Origin of the sequence: Nonomuraea sp. NPDC049750 (assembly GCF_040659625.1) — a bacterium.
Taxonomy (GTDB): Bacteria; Actinomycetota; Actinomycetes; order Streptosporangiales; family Streptosporangiaceae; genus Nonomuraea.
In genome coordinates this window covers 25,907-44,275 of record NZ_JBFANB010000059.1, presented here as the reverse complement: position 1 = coordinate 44,275, position 18,369 = coordinate 25,907, and the positions used below count along the sequence as shown (strand labels likewise).

The following is an 18,369-nucleotide window of genomic DNA, read 5'->3' as shown; positions in this document are numbered from 1 at the left end:
GGGCCTTAGACAAGTCCGATCCTCCCAGTTCAAGGGCACTTTTCTTATGTGAACGATCAGGTCGGCTCAAATTCGCCGTGAAAGCCGCAGGTTAGAGCCTGTCCACTTCGACGACGGCTTCGGCGAACGGCTGCGGGGCCTCCTGCGGCACGTTGTGCCCGATTCCCCGCAGGGTTCGGTGTACGTACTTGCCAGTGAAGTGCTTGCGGTAGGCAGAGCCGTCGCCTGGGGGAGTGAAGGGGTCGCGTTCGCCGTCGAGGGTGACCGTAGGCAGGGAGATGGCGGGAGCCGCGGCCAGCCGCTTCTCGATGCCGTCGTACCTCGGGTCGCCCGCGGCCAGGCTCAGTCGCCAGCGGTAGTTGTGGAGCACGATGGGCACCCAGTCCGGGTTCGTGAAGGACGCCGCCGTGCGCTCGAACGTGGCATCGTCGAACTTCCAGGTCGGGGAGACGTTCTCCCAGATGAGCCTGGCGAAATCGTGCCGGTACCGCTCGAGACCGAGTCGGCCCCTCTCGGTGGCGAAGTAGTACTGGTACCACCAGGCCAGCTCGGCCCGCGGCGGCAGGGGCTCCTTTTGCGCCTCGCGGTTGGTGATCAGGTAGCCGCTCACGGAGACCAGGGCCTTGCAGCGCTCGGGCCAGAGGGCGGCGATGATGTCGGCCGTGCGCGATCCCCAGTCGAACCCGGCCAGGATCGCCTTCTCGATCTTGAGGGCGTCCATCAGGGCGATGATGTCGAGGGCGATCACCGACTGCTGTGCGTTCCGGAATGTCCGGTCCGAGAGGAAGCGGGTCGTGCCGTGGCCCCGGAGGTAAGGGACGATCACTCGATAGCCCTCCTTTGCCAGCAGGGGTGCCACCTCGACAAAGCTCTGGATGTCGTACGGGAACCCGTGCAGCAGCATGACCGCGGGGCCGGCGGCGGGACCGGCCTCCGCGTACCCGATGTTCAGGACACCGGCCTTGATCTGTTTCAGCGGCGTCTTCCGGTTATCGGGTACGACCGCCGAGGCCGAGGCGGCCGGGAGGTTGGGCAGTGAAGCCGCGGCCGTTCCCGCGAGGAACAGCTTGGAGAACGTTCGCCTATCCATATATTTCGCCTTTCGGGAAACAATATGAACATGTGTATGTACTTAGAGTAACTGAATGGGTTGAGAGTTGATGCGCCGGGATTGTCACCCTCTATCGGCGTAAGAGAACCAACTGGCTCCTATCGAGCTGAGGGGCGTGCAGGTCGCACGGCTCTGGCCGTACTCATAGCAGAGTGTGATCTTGAGTGGGGCGTGAGGTGGGTGATGGCCCGAGTACGCTTAATGCCATGGCAGCAGGCGGTAGGGCATCGGGCAGGCCCGCGAAGAAGAAGGGCCCGTCCAAGGGCACCGGTGGGCAGGGACGCCGCGGGCTCGAGGGCAGGGGCTCCACCCCGCCTGCCGAGATGCGTCACTGGTACAAGGACAAGGCCCGTTCCGAACGGATCGCCCGTGAGGAGCAAGGCGGACGCCGGCCCGGCCCGGCTCGGCAGCGGCGTTCCGAGGACGCGCCCGAATACATCGGCGGCCGAAACCCGGTGCTCGAAGCCCTGGTCGCCGGAGTGCCGGCCACCGCGCTGTATGTCGCACAGCGCATCGAGAGCGACGACCGCGTACGCGACTCGATCAAGGTCGCGACGGAGCGGGGCATCGCGCTGCTCGAATCGACCCGCGAGAAGCTTGACCGGCTCACCGAAGGCGCCGTTCACCAGGGGATCGTGCTGCAGATCCCGGCCTATGACTATGCGCACCCTTCTGAGCTGGTCGAATTGGCGCAGGATGCGGCAGAAGTCCCCTTGGTCGTGGCCCTCGACAGCGTCACCGACCCCCGCAACCTGGGCGCCATCGCGCGTTCGGCGACCGCTTTCGGGGCGCATGGGCTGCTGATCCCGTCGCGGCGTTCGGCCGGAGTGACGGGCGGGGCCTGGAAGACCTCCGCAGGCACGCTGGCCAACCTCCGCGTGGCACGGGCATCCAACCTCACGGCGGCGCTGCGGGAATACCGGGACGCCGGCCTGTTCGTGATCGGACTCGATGGCGAGGGCAGCGCGGACATCGGCGACGTCGACCTGCTGAGCGAGCCGCTGGTGGTCGTGGTGGGCTCCGAGGGCAAGGGGCTGTCGCGGTTGGTGCGGGAGCAGTGCGACGTTGTGGCACGGATTCCTATGCGGGCGGCTGCGGAGTCGTTGAACGCTGGGGTGGCGGCTGGTGTGGCGTTGTACGAGGTGGCTCGTCATCGGGGTCGCTGACCGTCTACACTGATAGGCCGCGCCGACGTAGCTCAATCGGCAGAGCATCTGTCTTGTAAACAGAAGGTCAGGGGTTCGATTCCCCTCGTCGGCTCTACAAGAGGAAGCCCCTGAACAGGCGATACGCCGTCAGGGGCTTCCTGTTTGTCAGGACAATGTCGAGATCTTGCTAACACCCTTGCTAACACGGTGGCTCCCGGGTGGCTCCCAATCAGCCGTTGACGGCTTTGGCGAAGACGTCGGCGGCCGTGGCTGCCTGCTCGTGGATGACGTGGGCGTACACGCGCAGGGTGATGGCCGGGTCGGCGTGGCCGAGGCGGGCTGCGACGACGTGGACGGGTACGCCCGCCAGGAGCAGCGTGGTGGCGTGGATGTGTCGGAGGTCGTGAAGGCAGGCGTGGGGGAGCTGACCTCTCGGGTTCTGCTTGTTGTGGGTCTCGATGAGCTTGGGCATCAGGGAACTGGGTGTATCAGGGAAGAGAGGGTCTCCCCAGCCCGTCGTGAACACGTAGGCGTTGCCGCCCTTCCATGACTCACCGAGCTTGAGACGGTCCTCGTCTTGGCGGGCGCGGTGTGCCTTGAGGACCTTGACCGTGCCGGGGTCGAGGGATACCACGCGGGAACGTCCGCTCTTGGTAGTGCCCTCCACCCGCTGGCGGTCGATCACCGCTGCTGTACCGGTGATGTGGATCTGCGGCTTGTCCAGGTCGACGTCTCTCCAGCGGAGGTTGAGTAGCTCGCCTCGGCGAGCGCCTGTGTAGGCGGCCAGGTGGAAGAAGGCGAACAGGCGGTGGTCGCCGGCGGTGACGAGGAAGGCCCGGAGTTGCGCGGGGGCCCAGACCATGCCGGGTTCGGTGGCCTGGACCCGCGGGAGCTTGGCCCTTTCAGCGGGGTTGTTGGGGAGGAGTTCGTCCACGAGTACGGCGTCAAAGAGCGCCTTCCGGAGCACCGTGTGGACGTGCTTGACGGTGTTGGCGGCGAGGGGGCGGCTCTTCCTACCACCGCTTGTCAGCAGCTCACGGTAGAGCTTCGTGATCGCCGACGCGCACAGCGCTTGGAGTCGGACGGTGCCGATGGGTGGGTTGATGTAGAGGCGGATCATGTCTCGGTGGCCCTTGAGGGTGGCCGAATGCTGACCCTCGCGTGCCCCGCGTAGGCACGGTCCCGGGTCGACGACTGCCGAGGCGCGATCACTCGGAAGGTAGGCCAGGCGATGATGGAATTCGCCCATCGGGCAGCAGCTTGGCGCCGGAGTTCGGGGAATCGGTCTTGCCACAGAGCGCGAACCCGGGATGGCAAGATTAACTCGGGTCAGAGCCTCTGTAGAAGCGAGGCGTTCAGAAAGCGCTGCAGGTCGTCAGACGTGGCGCTTTCCCAGATCACGCGCATGTATATCAGCGTGTCAGTAACCACCAGTCTGCTACCGGGCCTCCTGACGGTTGCTCGGACCGACTCCCACCCGGCAAGTGAGGATGAGCTTACGAACCGCAAGACTCACCGCTACGTCACGGCTTCACTCCTGTTCTGCTGGGCGCACGGAAGATCGGGCCTAGAGAATGCGCTTCCAGTAAGTGGAGAGGAATTTCCGGGCGATCTCCCGATCCAATTTCAGGCTCGCGTGCTGGTCATGCCAGAGGCCCGTGAAGCCTCGTTGAAGGTCGTAGGCGAATGTCCCCTGCTTGAGATTGAGCTCGACGGTCTTGTTGGGGAAGGCGCCGAGCCACCCAGGCTTTCCGGCCAGATCCGCCTCGTTCCAGCGTGGCCCCAGGATGGGCCCGAGCGCCGCTACTGTCCTCTGCCTGTCGGGGGTCAATAGCGGTCGGTCGTTTACGACCGACATGTTTCCCTTGATGATGACGTTGTAGAGCATTTGGACGGTCTCGTCGAGAGTGGTTCGCGACCACCCATTACCGACGCTCGTACGTTCGCCGCTACCGCCTTTCATGCCGTCGGTCATCTTCATCGTACGGCCCTTGGCCATGTCGAACTCGCGGCCGAACTGGCCAACCCGTTTCTGGAAGAAGAAGGGATTTCTTCCGTCCTCGGCGAACTTTGCGAGCGCGAAGATGGCGTTCGCAGGAGTGGTGATCATGACAATCCCGGTGGCCCATTTGACGTCATGCCACCGCTTGGCCGGGCTCTGCTTCCATTCTCTGCCCCTCAGGCTCGCATAGGGTGGGGCAGGCCAGGACCGAGCGGCGATACCCGCGCCGGTGCTGAGTGCGGCCATGCCGAAGCCCATCTCAGCGGCATGCTTCCAATCCCAGCCGGCGCCGCTCGCCCATCCCGTGGTTGCCAGCACAGTTGAGCCCACCGCACCGCCGACCATGATCCGGGAGAATGCCCGCTCCCATGTGGCCGACTCCATGGCCTCGGCCAGGCCCGTGAGCGCGGGTCCGCCTCGGCGCAGCAACGCGGGCAGCGCGCCGTGCGTACCGGCCATCAACCCGCCGGCGAGCGCTCCGTGCAACATATCCCGAACCAGCTTTCCGACATTGATGGTGCCGGTGGCGAACAGCTGGTCGATCGCGCTCAGTCCGCCGGAGTACATCGCGCCCAATGCTGCCTGACGGATGATCAGCAAAGTGATCCGCAGTACCTGGCCCTCGGTTCGGAGCAGCCTTTTCACCGCGGCGTCGAGGAGCGGGCCGAGCCGGGGGGCCAGTAGCTTTGCGATGAGCATCAGTGCCACCACGAACGCCGCAGATGCCAGGAATCGCCGTCTGGCCTCCACGATCGCGTCGTAGCCGATCTGGCCGCTGTCGGCGAGGTGCGCGCACCGCCGATGCAGGTCGGCCAGCTGCCCATTCTCGCCGTGCACCACCCGCGTGGTACGTCCGAACACAGCCGTGGCCAGCCCGGACCCGGCCCCGGTCACCCGCCCGGCCTGCCCGGCGACCTGCTCCTGGACGTAAGCGACCACGCGTCCCACCGTCGTCGCGGCATCCCGCAGCCGCGCCACACCGTCGAGATCACCATCCGGCCACGCGGACCCGACTCCTACAGATTCGAGGAACCAGATCGCCTGGCTCACGAAGTCAGGCGCTGGTGTGGTCGTCGGCAGACCGCTCGGGCTCAGCCCGGGCTTGTACACATCCGGATCCGTCAGCCATCCCGGGTACTCCTGCGCGTACGGGATCTCGGTGGTCGCCTCCCCGGCCTCGGCGTACCTGCCCCCGGCAATCATCCTGGCGTTCAAGTCCTCGGTTGCGGCGTACCTGCACCCGGCGACGACCATCCCGGCCGCCATCGCGCGTAGCAGGTTCACCGCTCCGACCAGGTCTTTCAGCAGGTCGTCACGTAGTCGGGCGAACCCCGGCAGGCCCGCCTCGGGATCGCCCTCGAACAGCGCCCGGCCTAGATCGTCCTGACCGAAGGGGCGCTCATCCACCGCCCGGCAGAACTCGTCCACGCCCTCGGCCAGATCATCAGCGGCCTTCCGGACGCCTTTCCCCGCGCTGAGCCAGCTCTCCGGGTCGAATATCAGTATCCCCGCAGGGGCCAGATCGTCGGCGGCGATGTTCCTCATCTCCATGATCTACAGCAACCGCTCGCAATTACTAACGGAGCATCTACGCCGACGGATGGCGGGGCCGCCTTCACTGTCGACCGGCAAGGCTCGATGTAGTGGTGGTTGATGCACGTAGCACCCCCGCCGATGGCGAGCGCTTGGGGACCAGACGAAGCCGCGACTTACATTGCCCCTGCTGAACAAAGAGCTCGTTCGACCAAAAGCCGATGCATTTGCAGTTCCATCCTTCGTATGGGTATGTCTGGCCGGCGTCGATGCACTCAGAGAGCGATCCCCATATCGGATGTCGATATCGCCGCTCAGGACGAATGCCACATAAATACACCATTTATACAGCCAGCAAGATCACGAGTCAATGCCCACTTGGTCCGGTCGCTACTTGGCCGTAGTCCTCACCCATATGACCGCCCCGACTGCCGGAAGTGCGGCTACACCGCCAACCTCGCGAGGCGACGAGGCCGCATGCGCCGGGTGCCGGCGTGGCGGTGTGGAGACGGTTCCCCAGCCTGCCCGCGTTCTTGCCGGGCTGCTGCCGCGTCTGAGCATCGCCGAGCGATGCGCGCTGGGCGAGTGGCCCTGCGGGTTCAGCGCGGACGTCACCCGCCGGTTCGCGGCGGGGGCGTACTAAATCCCATCCGCCACATGCGCGCCACAACAGAAGCAACTCGTCCACGAGCACGGCGTCCGTGAGGGCCTTACGGAGCACCGTGTGGACGTGCTTTACGGTGTTCGCCGCCAGCGGGCCGCCCTTCTTGCCGCCGCTCGTCAGCAGGTCACCGGAGAACTTCGTGATCGCTGACGGACGTAGTGCTTGCAAGCGGACGGTGCCGCCCCGAGGGTCTTCTTCGTTCTCTCGCTGCCCGGAGTTCGCTGAGAGTGGTGGAGTAGCGGCGGCTCTTGGTGGAGAAGCGGCGATCCAGTGTGCCGACGCATTCGGCGGCTTTGGCGGAGTACTTGGCGATGTAGGCGGCGACGGCTTGTTCGGTGAGGTCGTTGCCCATAGTGATGGGGCGGACGTCGAGCTGCGTGCCCCACCGGAAGGTGCGGCTGAGTGGCTTGACCTCCGCTGTCACGACTGTGGCGGCGTGCTGGACCTGGGCTAGGGCGCCGGCTGTGGCCCAGGCGGGTGGCGGTGAATTGGGGCTGTACGCAAGCCGGCCAACGGGAGACGAGTACCGTTCTGGACGTTACGCCAATCGTTGCAGACGTGCATCGTCGTTAAGGACCAGGCCAGGGGGCATGGTTCTTGGCACTGAACCCCAGTCGATCCAGGGTCTAGATATCTGGCGATTCCGATACGCGCCAAGTGATCAAAAAGCGCTGCTCGGGGGGAAGACCCGGCCGCCCAACCGTCCTGCCCTCTTTGACGAGGTAGGTAAAGACCAGCAAGTGGGCCTCCTCGGAGACTTCCAGCCAGCTCTCCGGGGAGAGCGTCATAACCTCCCTCATGAGGCTCGGGTCCGACTCTGCGCGCAAGATCTCCTCGCGCTCCTCCTCGTCCAGGCTGTCGTCGCAATGAAACGCCTTGATCGAACGTGCCAGCAGGTTCGGCTCGGCGCGCAGGCGCCGCCGAATCTGGTCGCAGGCGAAGTCGAAGGCCTCGCGGGCCGTGTCTTCATCCATATCCTGGCTGGGAGACTGGTAGCCGTAAGGGCTGCCCCTCTCTTCGCCTACGTACTCGCCCTTCAAAATGCGCAGCAGGGCGTACAGGAAGAACTCAGCGCCGTACTGCTCGATGACGCCGAGGTTGGCCTTTACCCACTCCTCCTCGGAGATCAGAGGATCGTGCCGGGCGGTGAGCGCCGGGTCGAGCTCGACCGCATTGAAGGGGTTGATCGTCACTCCCGCGACCATCTCGGGAGTCCAGGAGCCGACATCATCACCCCAGCTCTGCGCTAGGACGAATTCCCGGGCCGACTTCAGGGCGCCCGCGTCGCCTTCCTTGACAGCGCGCCATAGCGGAAGGAAACGCGCAACCTCGATATCAGGGTCCCGCGGCGGTCGGCAGCAGCCCGCGAGGAACGAGACGATCGACTCGACAGTCTCCCAGCGGGGCGAGCGCAAGCCCTTGAGCGTGCTCCGAACGCCCTCGTGGCTAACCGTCCCGGGATAGGGACCATCCTTGATCGAATCGCTGACCCGGCGGTGGCTGGGCCGCCCCGCCGCCCGATGGAGCTCCTGAAGCGCCGTTGTCAGATTTCTAAGAGCCTCGTGACTTTCCGGGTGCGGCGAAGTTGACATGGGAAGCGCCCTTGATCCCTTCAGGTGTCAGATTTTGTCAGCAGTCTAAGGAGAGCAGGGAGCGCGCGAGTCAGCTTCCGCCAATTTCCGCGATCGTCTGTCAACAGCCGACACCCTCGGCTAGAGGGCGTTGAAGATGGTTGAGGCGGCAGAAAACCGCTCGCGCCGTTCAGCGATAGAGGGGCCATGCATATACCCGCGTACGCTCAGGATGAGCTCCTGGACGCAATGCCGACTTCAACGAGCGGGAACCAGGCGCTGGGCGTGAATTGCGCCCTGTGCGACGAGCCTTTTGCAAGTCCTGGGAAGCAGCGCATCGCGGTGGAACCCGGTAATGACGATTCCCTCTACGCGTGCCGCGACTGCCTCACTGCATTCGTCGCCCAAGTCCGCCGGGAGCGCCACGATGAGAGCCGACGCGCTGCGCAGAGCGCTGGCGACACATTGCCACCAGCTCTGAAACGCTACCTGTCGTCGATCAAGAACGTTCGGCGCGCGGGAGAGGCGGTAGAGCGCCTTGCCGAGACTGGGAACCTGGAGCCACTGCAACTCGCTTGGCTAGGGGTCTCTCTGGAGTCCGCCCACGCATGGGCGATGGAGGAGCGACCCGAGCCAATATCTCCCGAGGGCGGCGCTGAAGTGAAAAGCAATGAGTTCGCACTCTTCGTCCAAATGCACCAGGTCAGGAGCCTCGTAGCGAACATCTTCACCTATTACCTCATTAATGAGGCCGCCCCAGCCGAGCCCGAGACGTGCGCTGAGCTCGAGTGCCCGTCGGACTGCCAGGGGCGCCACGACGTCGAACACATCGACTGCGGTCCCGACGAGATATATGAAGCTTTGGAGCGGCACGGCGTGACCGTTCGGGAAGAGGACGCTGACCGGGAGGACGATATGGACTCGGAGGTGTCCTCGTGAACTGGAACACCCTGACACTTTTCATGCTCGCGGGCTTCGGCTTCCTCACCCTCCTGATCACTCAACTGAGGGAGGTTTTGGCCAAGCTCCCGGAGCTGATTCGAATGTTTCGCGCGGTTCGCCATGCGATCGACAAAAAGGCGAATAAGCAGGAGTAACTGGTTGTGCTGGCTCTCAACCTTCTCGGAGGATTGCCGCAGCCGACGTCCCGCAGTTCATTGGGGAGTGCTGCGCAGCGGCGCCACACAGCAACACGGTCACCTTCGACCATGCAGCGCGGCCCACATCGACCGCTTAACCAGTGCGGGAGGAGCCTCACGAGGCGTCCGCCCCTTCCCAAAGGGTCGGATGACGATCAGCGGTTGCAGTTGAAGGCCGTACAGCAGCCCGATACAGCAACACCGGCGTACAGCAGCATCCTTCACCAGTCAGCACCAACCGCTTGACCAGGCCAACGACCGCTCGGCTTTGTGGCTGGCTCCCGTTTGCAAGTAGGAAGTCGGATAGACGGGTGGGATCAGAGTCCGAGCGGGTGTGTAAGGAGCCAGTCTGCGTGAGCGTTCTTCAGGGCGTCTCGTTCTTGCGGGCAGGCCAGGATAACGTCGGCGCCGCCATGATAGGGGAGGTAGAGGCATCGCAGGTCGATGTCCATGATGATGATGCCGGCGCACTCGTCATCGGCGACTGCCCGCAGCAGAGGGTCCAGGATTTGTGGCTTCCAGGGCTGCTCGCTGACGTGTAGGCGCATGGTTCCGCTGGGATCGGCGTCGTCGTCCTCGCGGAGCCTCGTCCATGGGCGTGATCCAGGATTGAGGGCGTGCGGATCGATGAGGGAGAACCCCTCGATGCCTTCGTCGGGGACGAACCTCATGGTCACGATGTAGACAGGGTGGTCGGCGAACAGTTCGGTGAGCACGGTGTTGTAGCGGTCGTGCAGATGGTGCGGTCGTGCAGATGGTGCGGCCGCCCTCACGCACCTTCTGCGTCAGCGCGTCCAGCCACACGAAGGTGTAGGGGCCGGCGACCACTCCCGTGGACGCAACCTGTGCTGGTGAGCGTCACTCAGGGCGGTGCGGTTTGCCCGGTCAGGCAGTGCTGCACGAGCGGTCCGAACCGGCTGACCAGTTCGTCGACGGACGATGACGCGATCGGTTCGATCCGTACGATGTAGCGCGCCACGGTGAGGCCCAAGAGTTGGACGTTGACCATGCCGGCCCGAAATGCGGCATCCGGTGTGCCGAGCAGGGTCGCCAGTCGGCTGGTGATTTCCCGGTCGATGTATTCGCGAATCAGTGTGTCGGACTGGTCGTTGGTTCGGGCCGAGCGGGTGAGCATCGCGAGCGGGGTGCGGCCTGATGCGTCGATGGTCTCCACGAGTGTCCGGATAATGCGCTCACCGATGCCGTCGAGGCCGTCGGCGAAGATCGCTTCGATGGCCGGCGGGAGCTGGGCGGACATCTCGATAGCGGCGGCGAACAGGCCCTGTTTGCTGCCGAAGAAGTAGAACACCATCGCTGAATCGACCCCCGCGGCGGCGGCGACCGCGCGCACTGTGGTGCCGCCGTAGCCGTGCTCGCGGAAAAGTGCACGTGCCGCGTCCAAGATCCGCTGCTTGCTCTCCGCGCCCGTTCGCCAGCGCCCGGGGCGAGCGGGGGAACTGTGTTCTGTCATGACCGGACCAGTGTATCGGGAGTTTCTTCATCCTAGATGGACTTTCATGTCACACCCCGCTAGCTTGAACTTCATCAGCGATGAAGAAAGGAGTCGCGTTGAAGGTGATCGTGATTGGCGCCGGTCTGGGCGGGTTGACGCTGGCACAGGGCTTACGTCGGGCGGGGATCGATGTCGTCGTGTACGAGCGAGACAGCGCGCGGGGACGTGCGCAGGGTGTCAGCCTGCATGTCGACGACCGAGGCGCCAAGGCGCTGCGAGCGTGCCTGCCTTCGGCGCACGCCGCGATGGCTGAGGCCACGATGGGTGGGCCGCGCGAGCAGACGCTGACGTTGTCCGAAGTGGATGGAGCGCTCACCATCGTGGGCGCTCAGCCGTCCGACGGCGTGGCGGGCCGGCCGCGGCCTGGGCGGCAGGTTCATCGTCCGTTGCTGCGTGCGGTGTTGCTGACGGGGCTGGAGGACGTGGTTCGATTCGGGGCGGAGTTCACGCGGTTCGAGCAGCGAGCCGACGGTACGGTCCGGGTGTGGTTTGCCGGCGGCGGCACGGACACGGCGGACGTGCTGGTCGGCGCGGACGGGATCGGTTCGGCGGTCCGCCGTCAGTACCTGCCGCACGCGCGGGTGGTCGACACGGGACGGCGCATGCTCATGGGCGCGACCGCGCTGCGGGCGATCGCCGATACCGGGCTGTCCGAGCTGATCGGCCACAGCCCCGCCAGCGCGCGGGTGGACGGCACGATGATGGTGCTGGGCGTGCTGCGGTTCACCGAGTCGCCGGTGGCCGCGCGGCAGCGGTGGCTGCCTGCCTTGGCCCTCAGCGCGGACGCCCCGGTCGAGGACTTCGCGATGTGGGCTTTGCCGATCACGCGGGAGCAGCTCGGCTCGGCCGGATCGTCGGCTGCGATGTGGCGCCAGGCCAAGGAGTTGGTCGTGAACCTGCCCTCGGCCCTGCGGTTGGTCGTCGCCGAGGCGTGGCCGGACATCACGGTCGCGCTGCGCGCCGGGACGATCCCGCCGATACCCGCCTGGCCCGCCAGTCCGGTGACGGTCATCGGTGACGCCATCCACCTGGCCCCGGGTTTCGGCGGCAACCTGGCGATGCAGGATGCGCACCGCCTCTGCGAGGCCCTGGTCGAGACGTATCGCGGCCGGCTTGACCTGATCGACGCGATCGAGGCGTACGAAGACACGATGCGCCGGGACAGCTTCTCCGCGCCCGCCTCGGCGAAGGCGGGCACATGAGTCTCAACGTCATGACCCAGAAGTCGTTGTCCTTGTTCGCCGCGGTGGGCGGTTGGCGTACGGTCGCCGAAGGATCCGCGTCCCGGGTGCTGTTCCTGATCGCCTATCTGGTGAGCGATCAGGTATCGACCTCCGCTCTGGTGGCGGTCGGTGGCGTGATGGTGTTCGCCGTGGCTCGAGTATTCACCGACAGAAAGTACTGGCAGGCAGCGGTCGGGCTGGTTGTCGTGGGGGTCTCCGCGTTGCTGGCCGGGAGCACCGGACGCGCGGTCGACTTCTACCTTCCGACCGTGCTCTGGCAGGCGGCTGGGGGCGCGGTGTTCCTGGTGTCCGTTCTGGTGCGATGGCCTGTGATCGGGTTGGCGGTGGGGGCAGCACGCGGTGAACGATTCGGCTGGCGGCGAGACCCTGCACGGCGACGGCTTTATCAGGTGTGCACGGCGGTCTTCCTGGCGAAGTACGTGATTGCCGCAATGGTGCTGGTCCCTCTGTACCTGGCCGGGAAGGTGACTCCGCTCGGCATCGCCGCCACACTGCTGGGTGGTTCGCCCGCGCTGGGCGTCTGCGTCTATCTGTGCTGGCGGATCCTGCGCGCCCAAGCGGACCCGACAAACGCGGCCCCGGCTGTCATCGGGTCGAACCGTTGACAGCCATCGATCCCGGCCAGTACGTGCCGCGTCGCCATGAGGCTGTACGGCGGGCGTTCCTGCTGGAAGTAGCGGGTGATTTGCGCCCGGGTAAATCTCGGCCGCTGCCCACTGCGCGGCTCGGACGCTGGAGGCGACCCCGATCCTGACTCCGCGCGCCTGGAGCGTCGCCCTCGGAGTCGGCCGCTACAGGTGCCTGTCGAGTAGGACACGCCCGTTCTTGGTAAGCCGGACGTCGATACTCCTGATTTGCTTCATGGTCAGCCCGGTCGTGCCGACGGGCATGGTCGTGGTGCCGGGCGACGCCATCCAGGTGGCCAGTTTGGTACTGCTGCCCAGAAGGTCGGTGACGTACATGGCGTACTCGAACGTCTTGGGCGGGGCCGGGTCGGCGGGCACGGCGTAACGGCAGGTCAACTCCACTCGAGTGCCCCAGGGTTGCTGGATGACGCGCACCTCGGCGGTGACCGGGCTGGGCATCGTCTGCAGCATCGGCAGGGCGGCCTCCTGCCGCTCGGGCGGGAGCGGGGACGCCTGCATCGGCAGGGCGGCCTCTTGCCGCTCGAGCAGGAGCGGGGACGCCATCACCCCGGCAAGGGCCGCCGCGATGGCGACCGCGGCGGCACGTATCCGGCCCCACCGCCGGGCCCGTCGGCTGGAGTCCATCAGCTCGGGCAGCAGACTCGCCGGCACCTCGGCAGGCGAGGGGTCGGCGTGCGGCGGGCGCAGGGCGCGGTCCGCCGGGACGGTCGAGAGGATGCCGGGTATGCCGGCGAGCGAGGCGACCGCCTGCGAGCAGGCGGCGCATCCACTCAGGTGCTCTTCGTACTCGAGTCTTTCGCGGGGTGACAGGGCCCCGATGACGTACGCCGCGTCCCATTCCGCGTACGGATCCGTTGAGGACATCAATGAGTGGTGACCCCCCTCTCCTGCAGCGCGAGTCGCAGGGCCCTGAGAGCGTAGTGCAGCCTCGACTTCACCGTGCCGGGCGGCAGGTCGAGCTCGTCGGCGAGTTCGGCGACGGATTCGCCGCCATAATAGGTGCGCACGATGACGGTTCTGTGGTTCTCCGACAGTTGCGCGAGGGCGTCTGTGACCAGCCAAGCGTCGAGTGTGGCGTCTATCTGGTCGGCGCTGGAGGTTTCGGGGAGCCGGTCGGTGCCGACCTCCCGGCGTACCCGAGCGCTGCGGCTATGGTCGATCACCACGTTCCTGGCCACGGTGTACAACCAGGCGCGCGACGCCGTCTCACCCTTGTGGAAGACCTCCGGGCTCTTCCACGCTCGTAGCAGCGTTTCCTGGACGACGTCATGGGCGAACTGGTTGTCGCCGGTCAAGCGGACAACGAAGCGCCACAGGGCGGGCGCGTGCTCGTCGTACAGTGCCCGCAGGAGTGCCGCATGCGCATCGGTCATGTCCACACCCATGTGAGAAGGGGGTTACTTTCCCGGGAAAACGGGCCTTCGCTTGCTCAGGAAGGCTTGCGTGCCCTCGCGCATGTCCTCACTGGTGAACGTGCGGCGAAAAGCGTGCGCCTCGATGTCGAGCGCGGCGCCGATCTCCCGGCCGCGCGAGTCGTTGACGGCCTCCTTGCACAACGCCACGGCGATCGGCGAGTTCGCTGAGACCAGCGCCAACGACTGGTACGCCGCCTGCAGCATCTCCTCCCTGGTCACGAACACCCGGTTGACCAGGCCGATCCGCAGGGCCTCCCCGGCATCGACGTTGCGGCCCGTGTAGATCATCTCCCGGGCCCGGCCGGGGCCGACGTGACGTTGCAGCCGCACGCATCCGCCGAAGGCGGGGATCAGCCCGAGCCGTACCTCCGGCTGGCCGAATACGGCGTCCGCCGTCGCGTAGATGTAGTCGCAGGCCATGGCCAGCTCACACCCGCCCCCGAGCGCGTACCCATTCACGCAGGCGATCACCGGGAACGGCGCCGCCTCGATCAGCCGGGTGACCTCCTGGCCCAGCCTGCCGAATTCCTCGCCCTCCTCCGGCGTCATCGCCGCCATCTCCCGGATGTCGGCACCGGCGACGAAGGCGCGTTCTCCCGAACCGGTGAGGATCATCCCGCGGAAGCCGGTCAGGCCGGTGAGGAAGCGTCGCAGCTCGGTGAGGGTCTGCCGGGACAGGGCGTTGAGCACGCCGGGCCTGTCAATGGCGAGCGTCACGATCTCATCCTTGTCGTCGACCGTCAGTGTTCGAAAAGCCATGGATCGTCCTCCAGAGATCACGCGCTGTCAGGTCAGGAATCCCAGATCGCTCCGTACGCGGGGACACCCCGCATCTCAAGCTGTTCGACGAGGTGCCATGTGGTCTTCTTGTTGGAGATGCAGATGATCGCCTCGGCGTCGAACTCCACATACACCCGGTAGGCCAGGGCCAGAAGGTCGGGCTTGCCGTTGGCATCGGTGTCCCAGACGACCGCGTCCGGCTGCACGGCGAGGATCTCCTCCACCAGTTCGTCGCCGTATGTCGTGCGGGGGCGCCGTGTCGACCAGACCAGCCGCGACGGCGTGTCGCGCGACAGCAGGTGCGGCAGGCACGGGCCGATGCCGCTGCCCGTGGCCACCCAGACGACGCGCGCGAACAGCTTGTCGATGTTGCCGACGCCGGCCGTCGGTATGCCCTTGACCCACAGGTGAGAGGGACCGTCGTCGATCAGCGACCCCGTCCAGTCGCCGGCCCGCGAGACGGTGAGCCGGAAGCCATTCCTGCCGGGGGCGGGCACATTGGCGAAGGAGTGCCACTCGATCAGCGGGTTACGGCTCACGGTCGTCGACGAGCCCGCGAACGGCGTGACGCCGTAGTCGAACCCGAGTAGGGCCACGTGCGACGACGGCCTGGAGATCCGGACAGGCACGCGCCGCAGGCGCAGCCACGGCAGCGCGACGCTGAGGGTGATGGCCGTGAGCGCCCAGAACGTCGCCTGGTGGGCCGCGGTCAGCAGCGCATACGCCCAGAACAGGGCGAGCACCGTCCAGCCGCCGAACCGGTGCACGACCTCGAACACGTTGTGGAGCCGCGCCCGCAGCGAGGGCAGCGCGAAGACCACCATCGCGAGCAGCAGCGCCAGGATCGCGTACGCGAGCGTGAGCAGCCCCGCGGAGACCCCGGCGGGGCGCACGGTCATCACCCCGGTGAGGAAGGCGAACCACAGGGTGGCCGCGACCGCCCCGCCGACGTGTAGTCCACCGAAATGGTAGACCTTGCCCAGAATGCGGCGGACCGCCAGCGGCCAGCGGACGGGGGCATCGGTGGCCAGGTGAAAGAGCAGGTTGATGACGTACTGCTGGCGGATCAGCACGGCCAGGGTGACATTGGCGACCACCAGGAGGGACAGGGTGCTCGGGTCGGCCCACCAGCCGGCGGTGATCGCGTGGACGAGGAACCCTGTGTTGACGGCCAACACGACGGCGGCGAGCCGGTTGTAGTGCATGCAGCGCCGGCCACTGCCGAGGATCCTGATCGCCGAGCGCGGCGGAGGCAGTTCGAGCGCATCCGACAAGGAGCGCACGACCGTCATGCGACCACGTCGATCAGCGGGTCGATCAGGTCGGGCAGGGCGTTCTTGTCGACCTTGCCGCGGTCGGTCATCGGCAGCTCGTCCACGGCCACGACGCGGGAGGGCACGCAATAGTACGGCAGCGACTGCTCGACGGACTTCCTCGCCGCCTCGACGTCCACGCTCGCCGGGCTGACGAAGCCGATCAGCTCGCCCTCGCGCAGGACCGTGGTGGCGCGGGCGCAGTCCGCGGTCAGCTCCAGTGCGCCGGTGACCGCGTCCAGCTCGACCCGGAAGCCTCTGACTTTCACCTGGTCGTCGGTGCGGCCGTGGTGTTCCAGCTCACCGTCCGGTGTCCAGCGGCCCAGGTCGCGAGTGCGGAACATCATGTGGCCGCCGCCACGGAAGGGATCGGGCCGGTACCTCTGCATGGTCACGACGTCGTTTCCAAGGTAGCCCGCGGTCACGCAAGCGCCGCCCGCCCACATCTCGCCGATCTCGCCGATCGGGCATGGCCTGCCGTTCTGGTCGAGGATGTAGACCGTGGTGTTGGGCAGCGGTCTGCCGATGGTCAGGACGCGGCGTCGCGGATCGTAGCGCTGAATCGTGTTCACGATGGTGACCTCGGTGGGTCCGCACGCGTTGTGGAAGGCGCTGAAGCGAGACCAGGTGTCCGCCAGATGCTGGGGGCAGCGCTCGCCCGCGACCGCGACCACCTTGACGTTGCGGCACCGAGAGGCGTCGAGGGAGCCCAAGATTCCCGGGGTGGCGATGACGACGTCGACGTCGCGTACGGTCTCCTCGATGTCGTCGCCGCGGATGACGAGCGTGGCGCCGTGCGACAGGGCTCCAAGGATCTCCCAAACCGCCATGTCGAAGGCGATGTTGAGGATCTGGGCCACCCTGGTGTCAGGGCCGATCCCCAGGGAGCCCGGCTCGTTCAGCAGGATATTGCACAGGTTGGCGTGGGTCACGTTGACACCGTTGGGATGACCTGTCGTCCCAGAGGTGAAGATGACCACCGCCACGTCGCCCGACCCGCCCGGGACTCGCGAGGACCACTCGCCTGAGCGCGGGACCTCGTCCACCGCGATGACCTCGTGACGATCGCCGGCGGGGATCCTCGGCGCCGAATCAGAGGAGGTCAGGATCACCTTGACGGAGGCCGTGTCGACAATGTGGCGCAGGTGGACGGCCGGGGTGATCCGGACATCCTGCGGCACGTAGGCCGCGCCGACCTTCAAGATCGCGAGGATGCCCACGACCATGGGGATCGACCGTGTCATGAACAGGCCGACGCGGTCGCCGGGACGCACGCCACGGTGGGCGAGCGACGCGGCGAGGCGGTCGGCGCGGCGGTCGAGTTCCAGGTAGGTCATACTCTCGCCGAGATGAGTGACGGCGGTCGCGGTCGGCGTGGCCTTGGCGTGGGCCTCGAAGGCATGGTGAATGCGGTCGAACGCCGGGGCGGCTTCCGGGCCGGCGCCGAAACTCTGGAACAGGATCCGATCCGCAGAAGGAAGATCGACGAGAGCCGAGCGATTCAGACGCAGTGTCACTGGAAGTCTCCCGCTGAGTCGACGTGAGCTTGCTGTCCGCGTTTGGCTGATCTTCGAAACGATGTAGCCGCCGACCCGGTTCAACGATGGGGTGAACTTTTCGCAATCGATTCGCCCTGGCTGCGACGGGGGCTCGGTAACCACCCCGGCGCCTGCCGGGTGTCACACCGCAGTGGTTCGGCATTGGCGAGGTAAATGCCGACGTGCGCGGGTCGGTCCACTGCGCCAAGCGCTCGGCGAGCCCAGCCAAATGGCCGACCGGTGAGTCGGTCAGCGCGTAGCCGATGGTCTGCGGGGTGCGGGGCCTGTGTCCGATGCGATACATGCCGGGCGCCATCGGGCATTGCGCTGCTGGGGGTGCCGTCCTGGTCGTAGACGGCGATCCACTTCACGCTGGGCGCGTGCATGATTAGCTTCTCGGTAAGTTCGCTGGCCCGGGCGCGTCAGCATCGAATCGTGAGGACGGGATCGGAGAATTCGAATGGCTAGCCGCTGGGAGTATGCCCAGATCTTCATCACGCCTGTCATCAAGTTGTGGCTCTCTCCAGAAGGGAGAGAAGATCTTGACCGGAACGCATCTGTGATTGACATTTTGAACAAGGTGGGTGCAGACGGCTGGGAACTGGCCACACATGGAGTCGGCGATCAGGAAATCACCTACACGTTCAAGCGGGAGCTCTACTAGCGTCCAGAAGCCGGAAGAACTCCTGGCATGCACGACCCCCAATCGTCGCGGTGCACGCATTCAGCGCGCGTTGGTGAACATGGATCT

Annotated in this window: 18 protein-coding genes, 1 tRNA gene and 1 pseudogene; 8 read left to right on the top strand and 12 right to left on the bottom strand. The window is 66.0% G+C overall.

Annotated elements, in window-relative coordinates:
* Window positions 1-91: 91 nt before the first annotated feature.
* Window positions 92-1,090 carry an alpha/beta hydrolase gene (locus tag AB0J16_RS58580; RefSeq protein ID WP_358557781.1) on the bottom strand — a complete coding sequence of 333 codons (999 nt, stop codon included), beginning with the start codon at window positions 1,088-1,090 and terminating at the stop codon, window positions 92-94.
* A gap of 227 nt (window positions 1,091-1,317) precedes the next feature.
* On the opposite strand from AB0J16_RS58580, the gene rlmB reads away from it, so the two are divergent.
* Complete coding sequence (gene rlmB / locus AB0J16_RS58575; RefSeq protein ID WP_358557778.1) at window positions 1,318-2,277, top strand: 23S rRNA (guanosine(2251)-2'-O)-methyltransferase RlmB; 960 nt, start codon at window positions 1,318-1,320, stop codon at window positions 2,275-2,277.
* Between the two features lie 21 nt (window positions 2,278-2,298).
* Window positions 2,299-2,371, top strand: a tRNA-Thr gene (locus AB0J16_RS58570).
* A 117-nt stretch (window positions 2,372-2,488) separates the two neighbouring features.
* Here AB0J16_RS58570 and AB0J16_RS58565 read toward each other — a convergent pair.
* Window positions 2,489-3,379: a site-specific integrase gene (locus tag AB0J16_RS58565; protein WP_358557775.1), complete on the bottom strand. Its 891-nt coding sequence runs from the start codon at window positions 3,377-3,379 to the stop codon at window positions 2,489-2,491.
* Window positions 3,380-3,826: 447 nt separating this feature from the next.
* Window positions 3,827-5,806, bottom strand: coding sequence for a sugar transferase (locus AB0J16_RS58560; RefSeq protein ID WP_358557772.1), 1,980 nt, complete (start codon window positions 5,804-5,806; stop codon window positions 3,827-3,829).
* A 490-nt stretch (window positions 5,807-6,296) separates the two neighbouring features.
* Between AB0J16_RS58560 and AB0J16_RS58555 the strand changes: the two genes are divergently transcribed.
* A complete protein-coding gene (locus AB0J16_RS58555) occupies window positions 6,297-6,437 on the top strand; it encodes a hypothetical protein (protein ID WP_358557769.1) in 141 nt (46 codons plus the stop codon).
* 232 nt (window positions 6,438-6,669) lie between these two features.
* Here the strand turns inward: AB0J16_RS58555 and AB0J16_RS58550 are convergent.
* Both AB0J16_RS58550 and AB0J16_RS58545 read right to left on the bottom strand, forming a co-directional pair.
* Window positions 6,670-6,951: pseudogene (locus AB0J16_RS58550) on the bottom strand (replication initiator); the annotation flags it as partial.
* 133 nt (window positions 6,952-7,084) lie between these two features.
* Entirely contained in the window at window positions 7,085-8,050 is a 966-nt protein-coding gene (locus AB0J16_RS58545) for a hypothetical protein (RefSeq protein ID WP_358557767.1), read from the bottom strand.
* A gap of 594 nt (window positions 8,051-8,644) precedes the next feature.
* Between AB0J16_RS58545 and AB0J16_RS58540 the strand changes: the two genes are divergently transcribed.
* Entirely contained in the window at window positions 8,645-8,968 is a 324-nt protein-coding gene (locus AB0J16_RS58540) for a hypothetical protein (protein ID WP_358557764.1), read from the top strand.
* Window positions 8,965-9,126: a hypothetical protein gene (locus tag AB0J16_RS58535; RefSeq protein WP_358557762.1), complete on the top strand. Its 162-nt coding sequence runs from the start codon at window positions 8,965-8,967 to the stop codon at window positions 9,124-9,126. The genes AB0J16_RS58540 and AB0J16_RS58535 overlap by 4 nt, the downstream gene beginning before the upstream one ends.
* A 359-nt stretch (window positions 9,127-9,485) precedes the next feature.
* On the opposite strand, the gene AB0J16_RS58530 is transcribed toward AB0J16_RS58535, so the two are convergent.
* Both AB0J16_RS58530 and AB0J16_RS58525 read right to left on the bottom strand, forming a co-directional pair.
* The gene (locus tag AB0J16_RS58530; RefSeq protein ID WP_358557759.1) at window positions 9,486-9,941 is read right to left on the bottom strand and encodes a hypothetical protein; all 456 of its coding nucleotides are present in this window, start codon (window positions 9,939-9,941) and stop codon (window positions 9,486-9,488) included.
* Window positions 9,942-10,030: 89 nt separating this feature from the next.
* Window positions 10,031-10,570: a TetR family transcriptional regulator gene (locus AB0J16_RS58525; protein ID WP_358557756.1), complete on the bottom strand. Its 540-nt coding sequence runs from the start codon at window positions 10,568-10,570 to the stop codon at window positions 10,031-10,033.
* Between the two features lie 173 nt (window positions 10,571-10,743).
* On the opposite strand from AB0J16_RS58525, the gene AB0J16_RS58520 reads away from it, so the two are divergent.
* Window positions 10,744-11,883, top strand: coding sequence for an NAD(P)/FAD-dependent oxidoreductase (locus AB0J16_RS58520; protein ID WP_358557793.1), 1,140 nt, complete (start codon window positions 10,744-10,746; stop codon window positions 11,881-11,883).
* A complete protein-coding gene (locus AB0J16_RS58515; protein WP_358557753.1) occupies window positions 11,880-12,530 on the top strand; it encodes a DUF3159 domain-containing protein in 651 nt (216 codons plus the stop codon). The genes AB0J16_RS58520 and AB0J16_RS58515 overlap by 4 nt, the downstream gene beginning before the upstream one ends.
* Window positions 12,531-12,716: 186 nt before the next feature.
* On the opposite strand, the gene AB0J16_RS58510 is transcribed toward AB0J16_RS58515, so the two are convergent.
* The 5 genes from AB0J16_RS58510 to AB0J16_RS58490 are packed head-to-tail and all read right to left on the bottom strand — an operon-like array spanning window position 12,717 to window position 17,597.
* Complete coding sequence (locus AB0J16_RS58510) at window positions 12,717-13,436, bottom strand: zf-HC2 domain-containing protein (protein WP_358557750.1); 720 nt, start codon at window positions 13,434-13,436, stop codon at window positions 12,717-12,719.
* Window positions 13,436-13,945: a sigma-70 family RNA polymerase sigma factor gene (locus AB0J16_RS58505; RefSeq protein ID WP_358026731.1), complete on the bottom strand. Its 510-nt coding sequence runs from the start codon at window positions 13,943-13,945 to the stop codon at window positions 13,436-13,438. Before AB0J16_RS58505 ends, AB0J16_RS58510 begins: the two co-directional genes overlap by 1 nt.
* A gap of 24 nt (window positions 13,946-13,969) precedes the next feature.
* The gene (locus AB0J16_RS58500) at window positions 13,970-14,746 is read right to left on the bottom strand and encodes an enoyl-CoA hydratase-related protein (protein WP_358557747.1); all 777 of its coding nucleotides are present in this window, start codon (window positions 14,744-14,746) and stop codon (window positions 13,970-13,972) included.
* A 32-nt stretch (window positions 14,747-14,778) separates the two neighbouring features.
* Window positions 14,779-16,059, bottom strand: a complete 1,281-nt coding sequence (locus AB0J16_RS58495) for a hypothetical protein (RefSeq protein WP_358557744.1) — start codon at window positions 16,057-16,059, stop codon at window positions 14,779-14,781.
* Window positions 16,056-17,597 (bottom strand): amino acid adenylation domain-containing protein, encoded by a 1,542-nt coding sequence (locus tag AB0J16_RS58490; protein ID WP_358557741.1) that lies wholly within the window; start codon window positions 17,595-17,597, stop codon window positions 16,056-16,058. Before AB0J16_RS58490 ends, AB0J16_RS58495 begins: the two co-directional genes overlap by 4 nt.
* Before the next feature lie 481 nt (window positions 17,598-18,078).
* Between AB0J16_RS58490 and AB0J16_RS58485 the strand changes: the two genes are divergently transcribed.
* Window positions 18,079-18,282, top strand: coding sequence for a hypothetical protein (locus AB0J16_RS58485; RefSeq protein ID WP_358557738.1), 204 nt, complete (start codon window positions 18,079-18,081; stop codon window positions 18,280-18,282).
* Window positions 18,283-18,369: the final 87 nt, after the last annotated feature.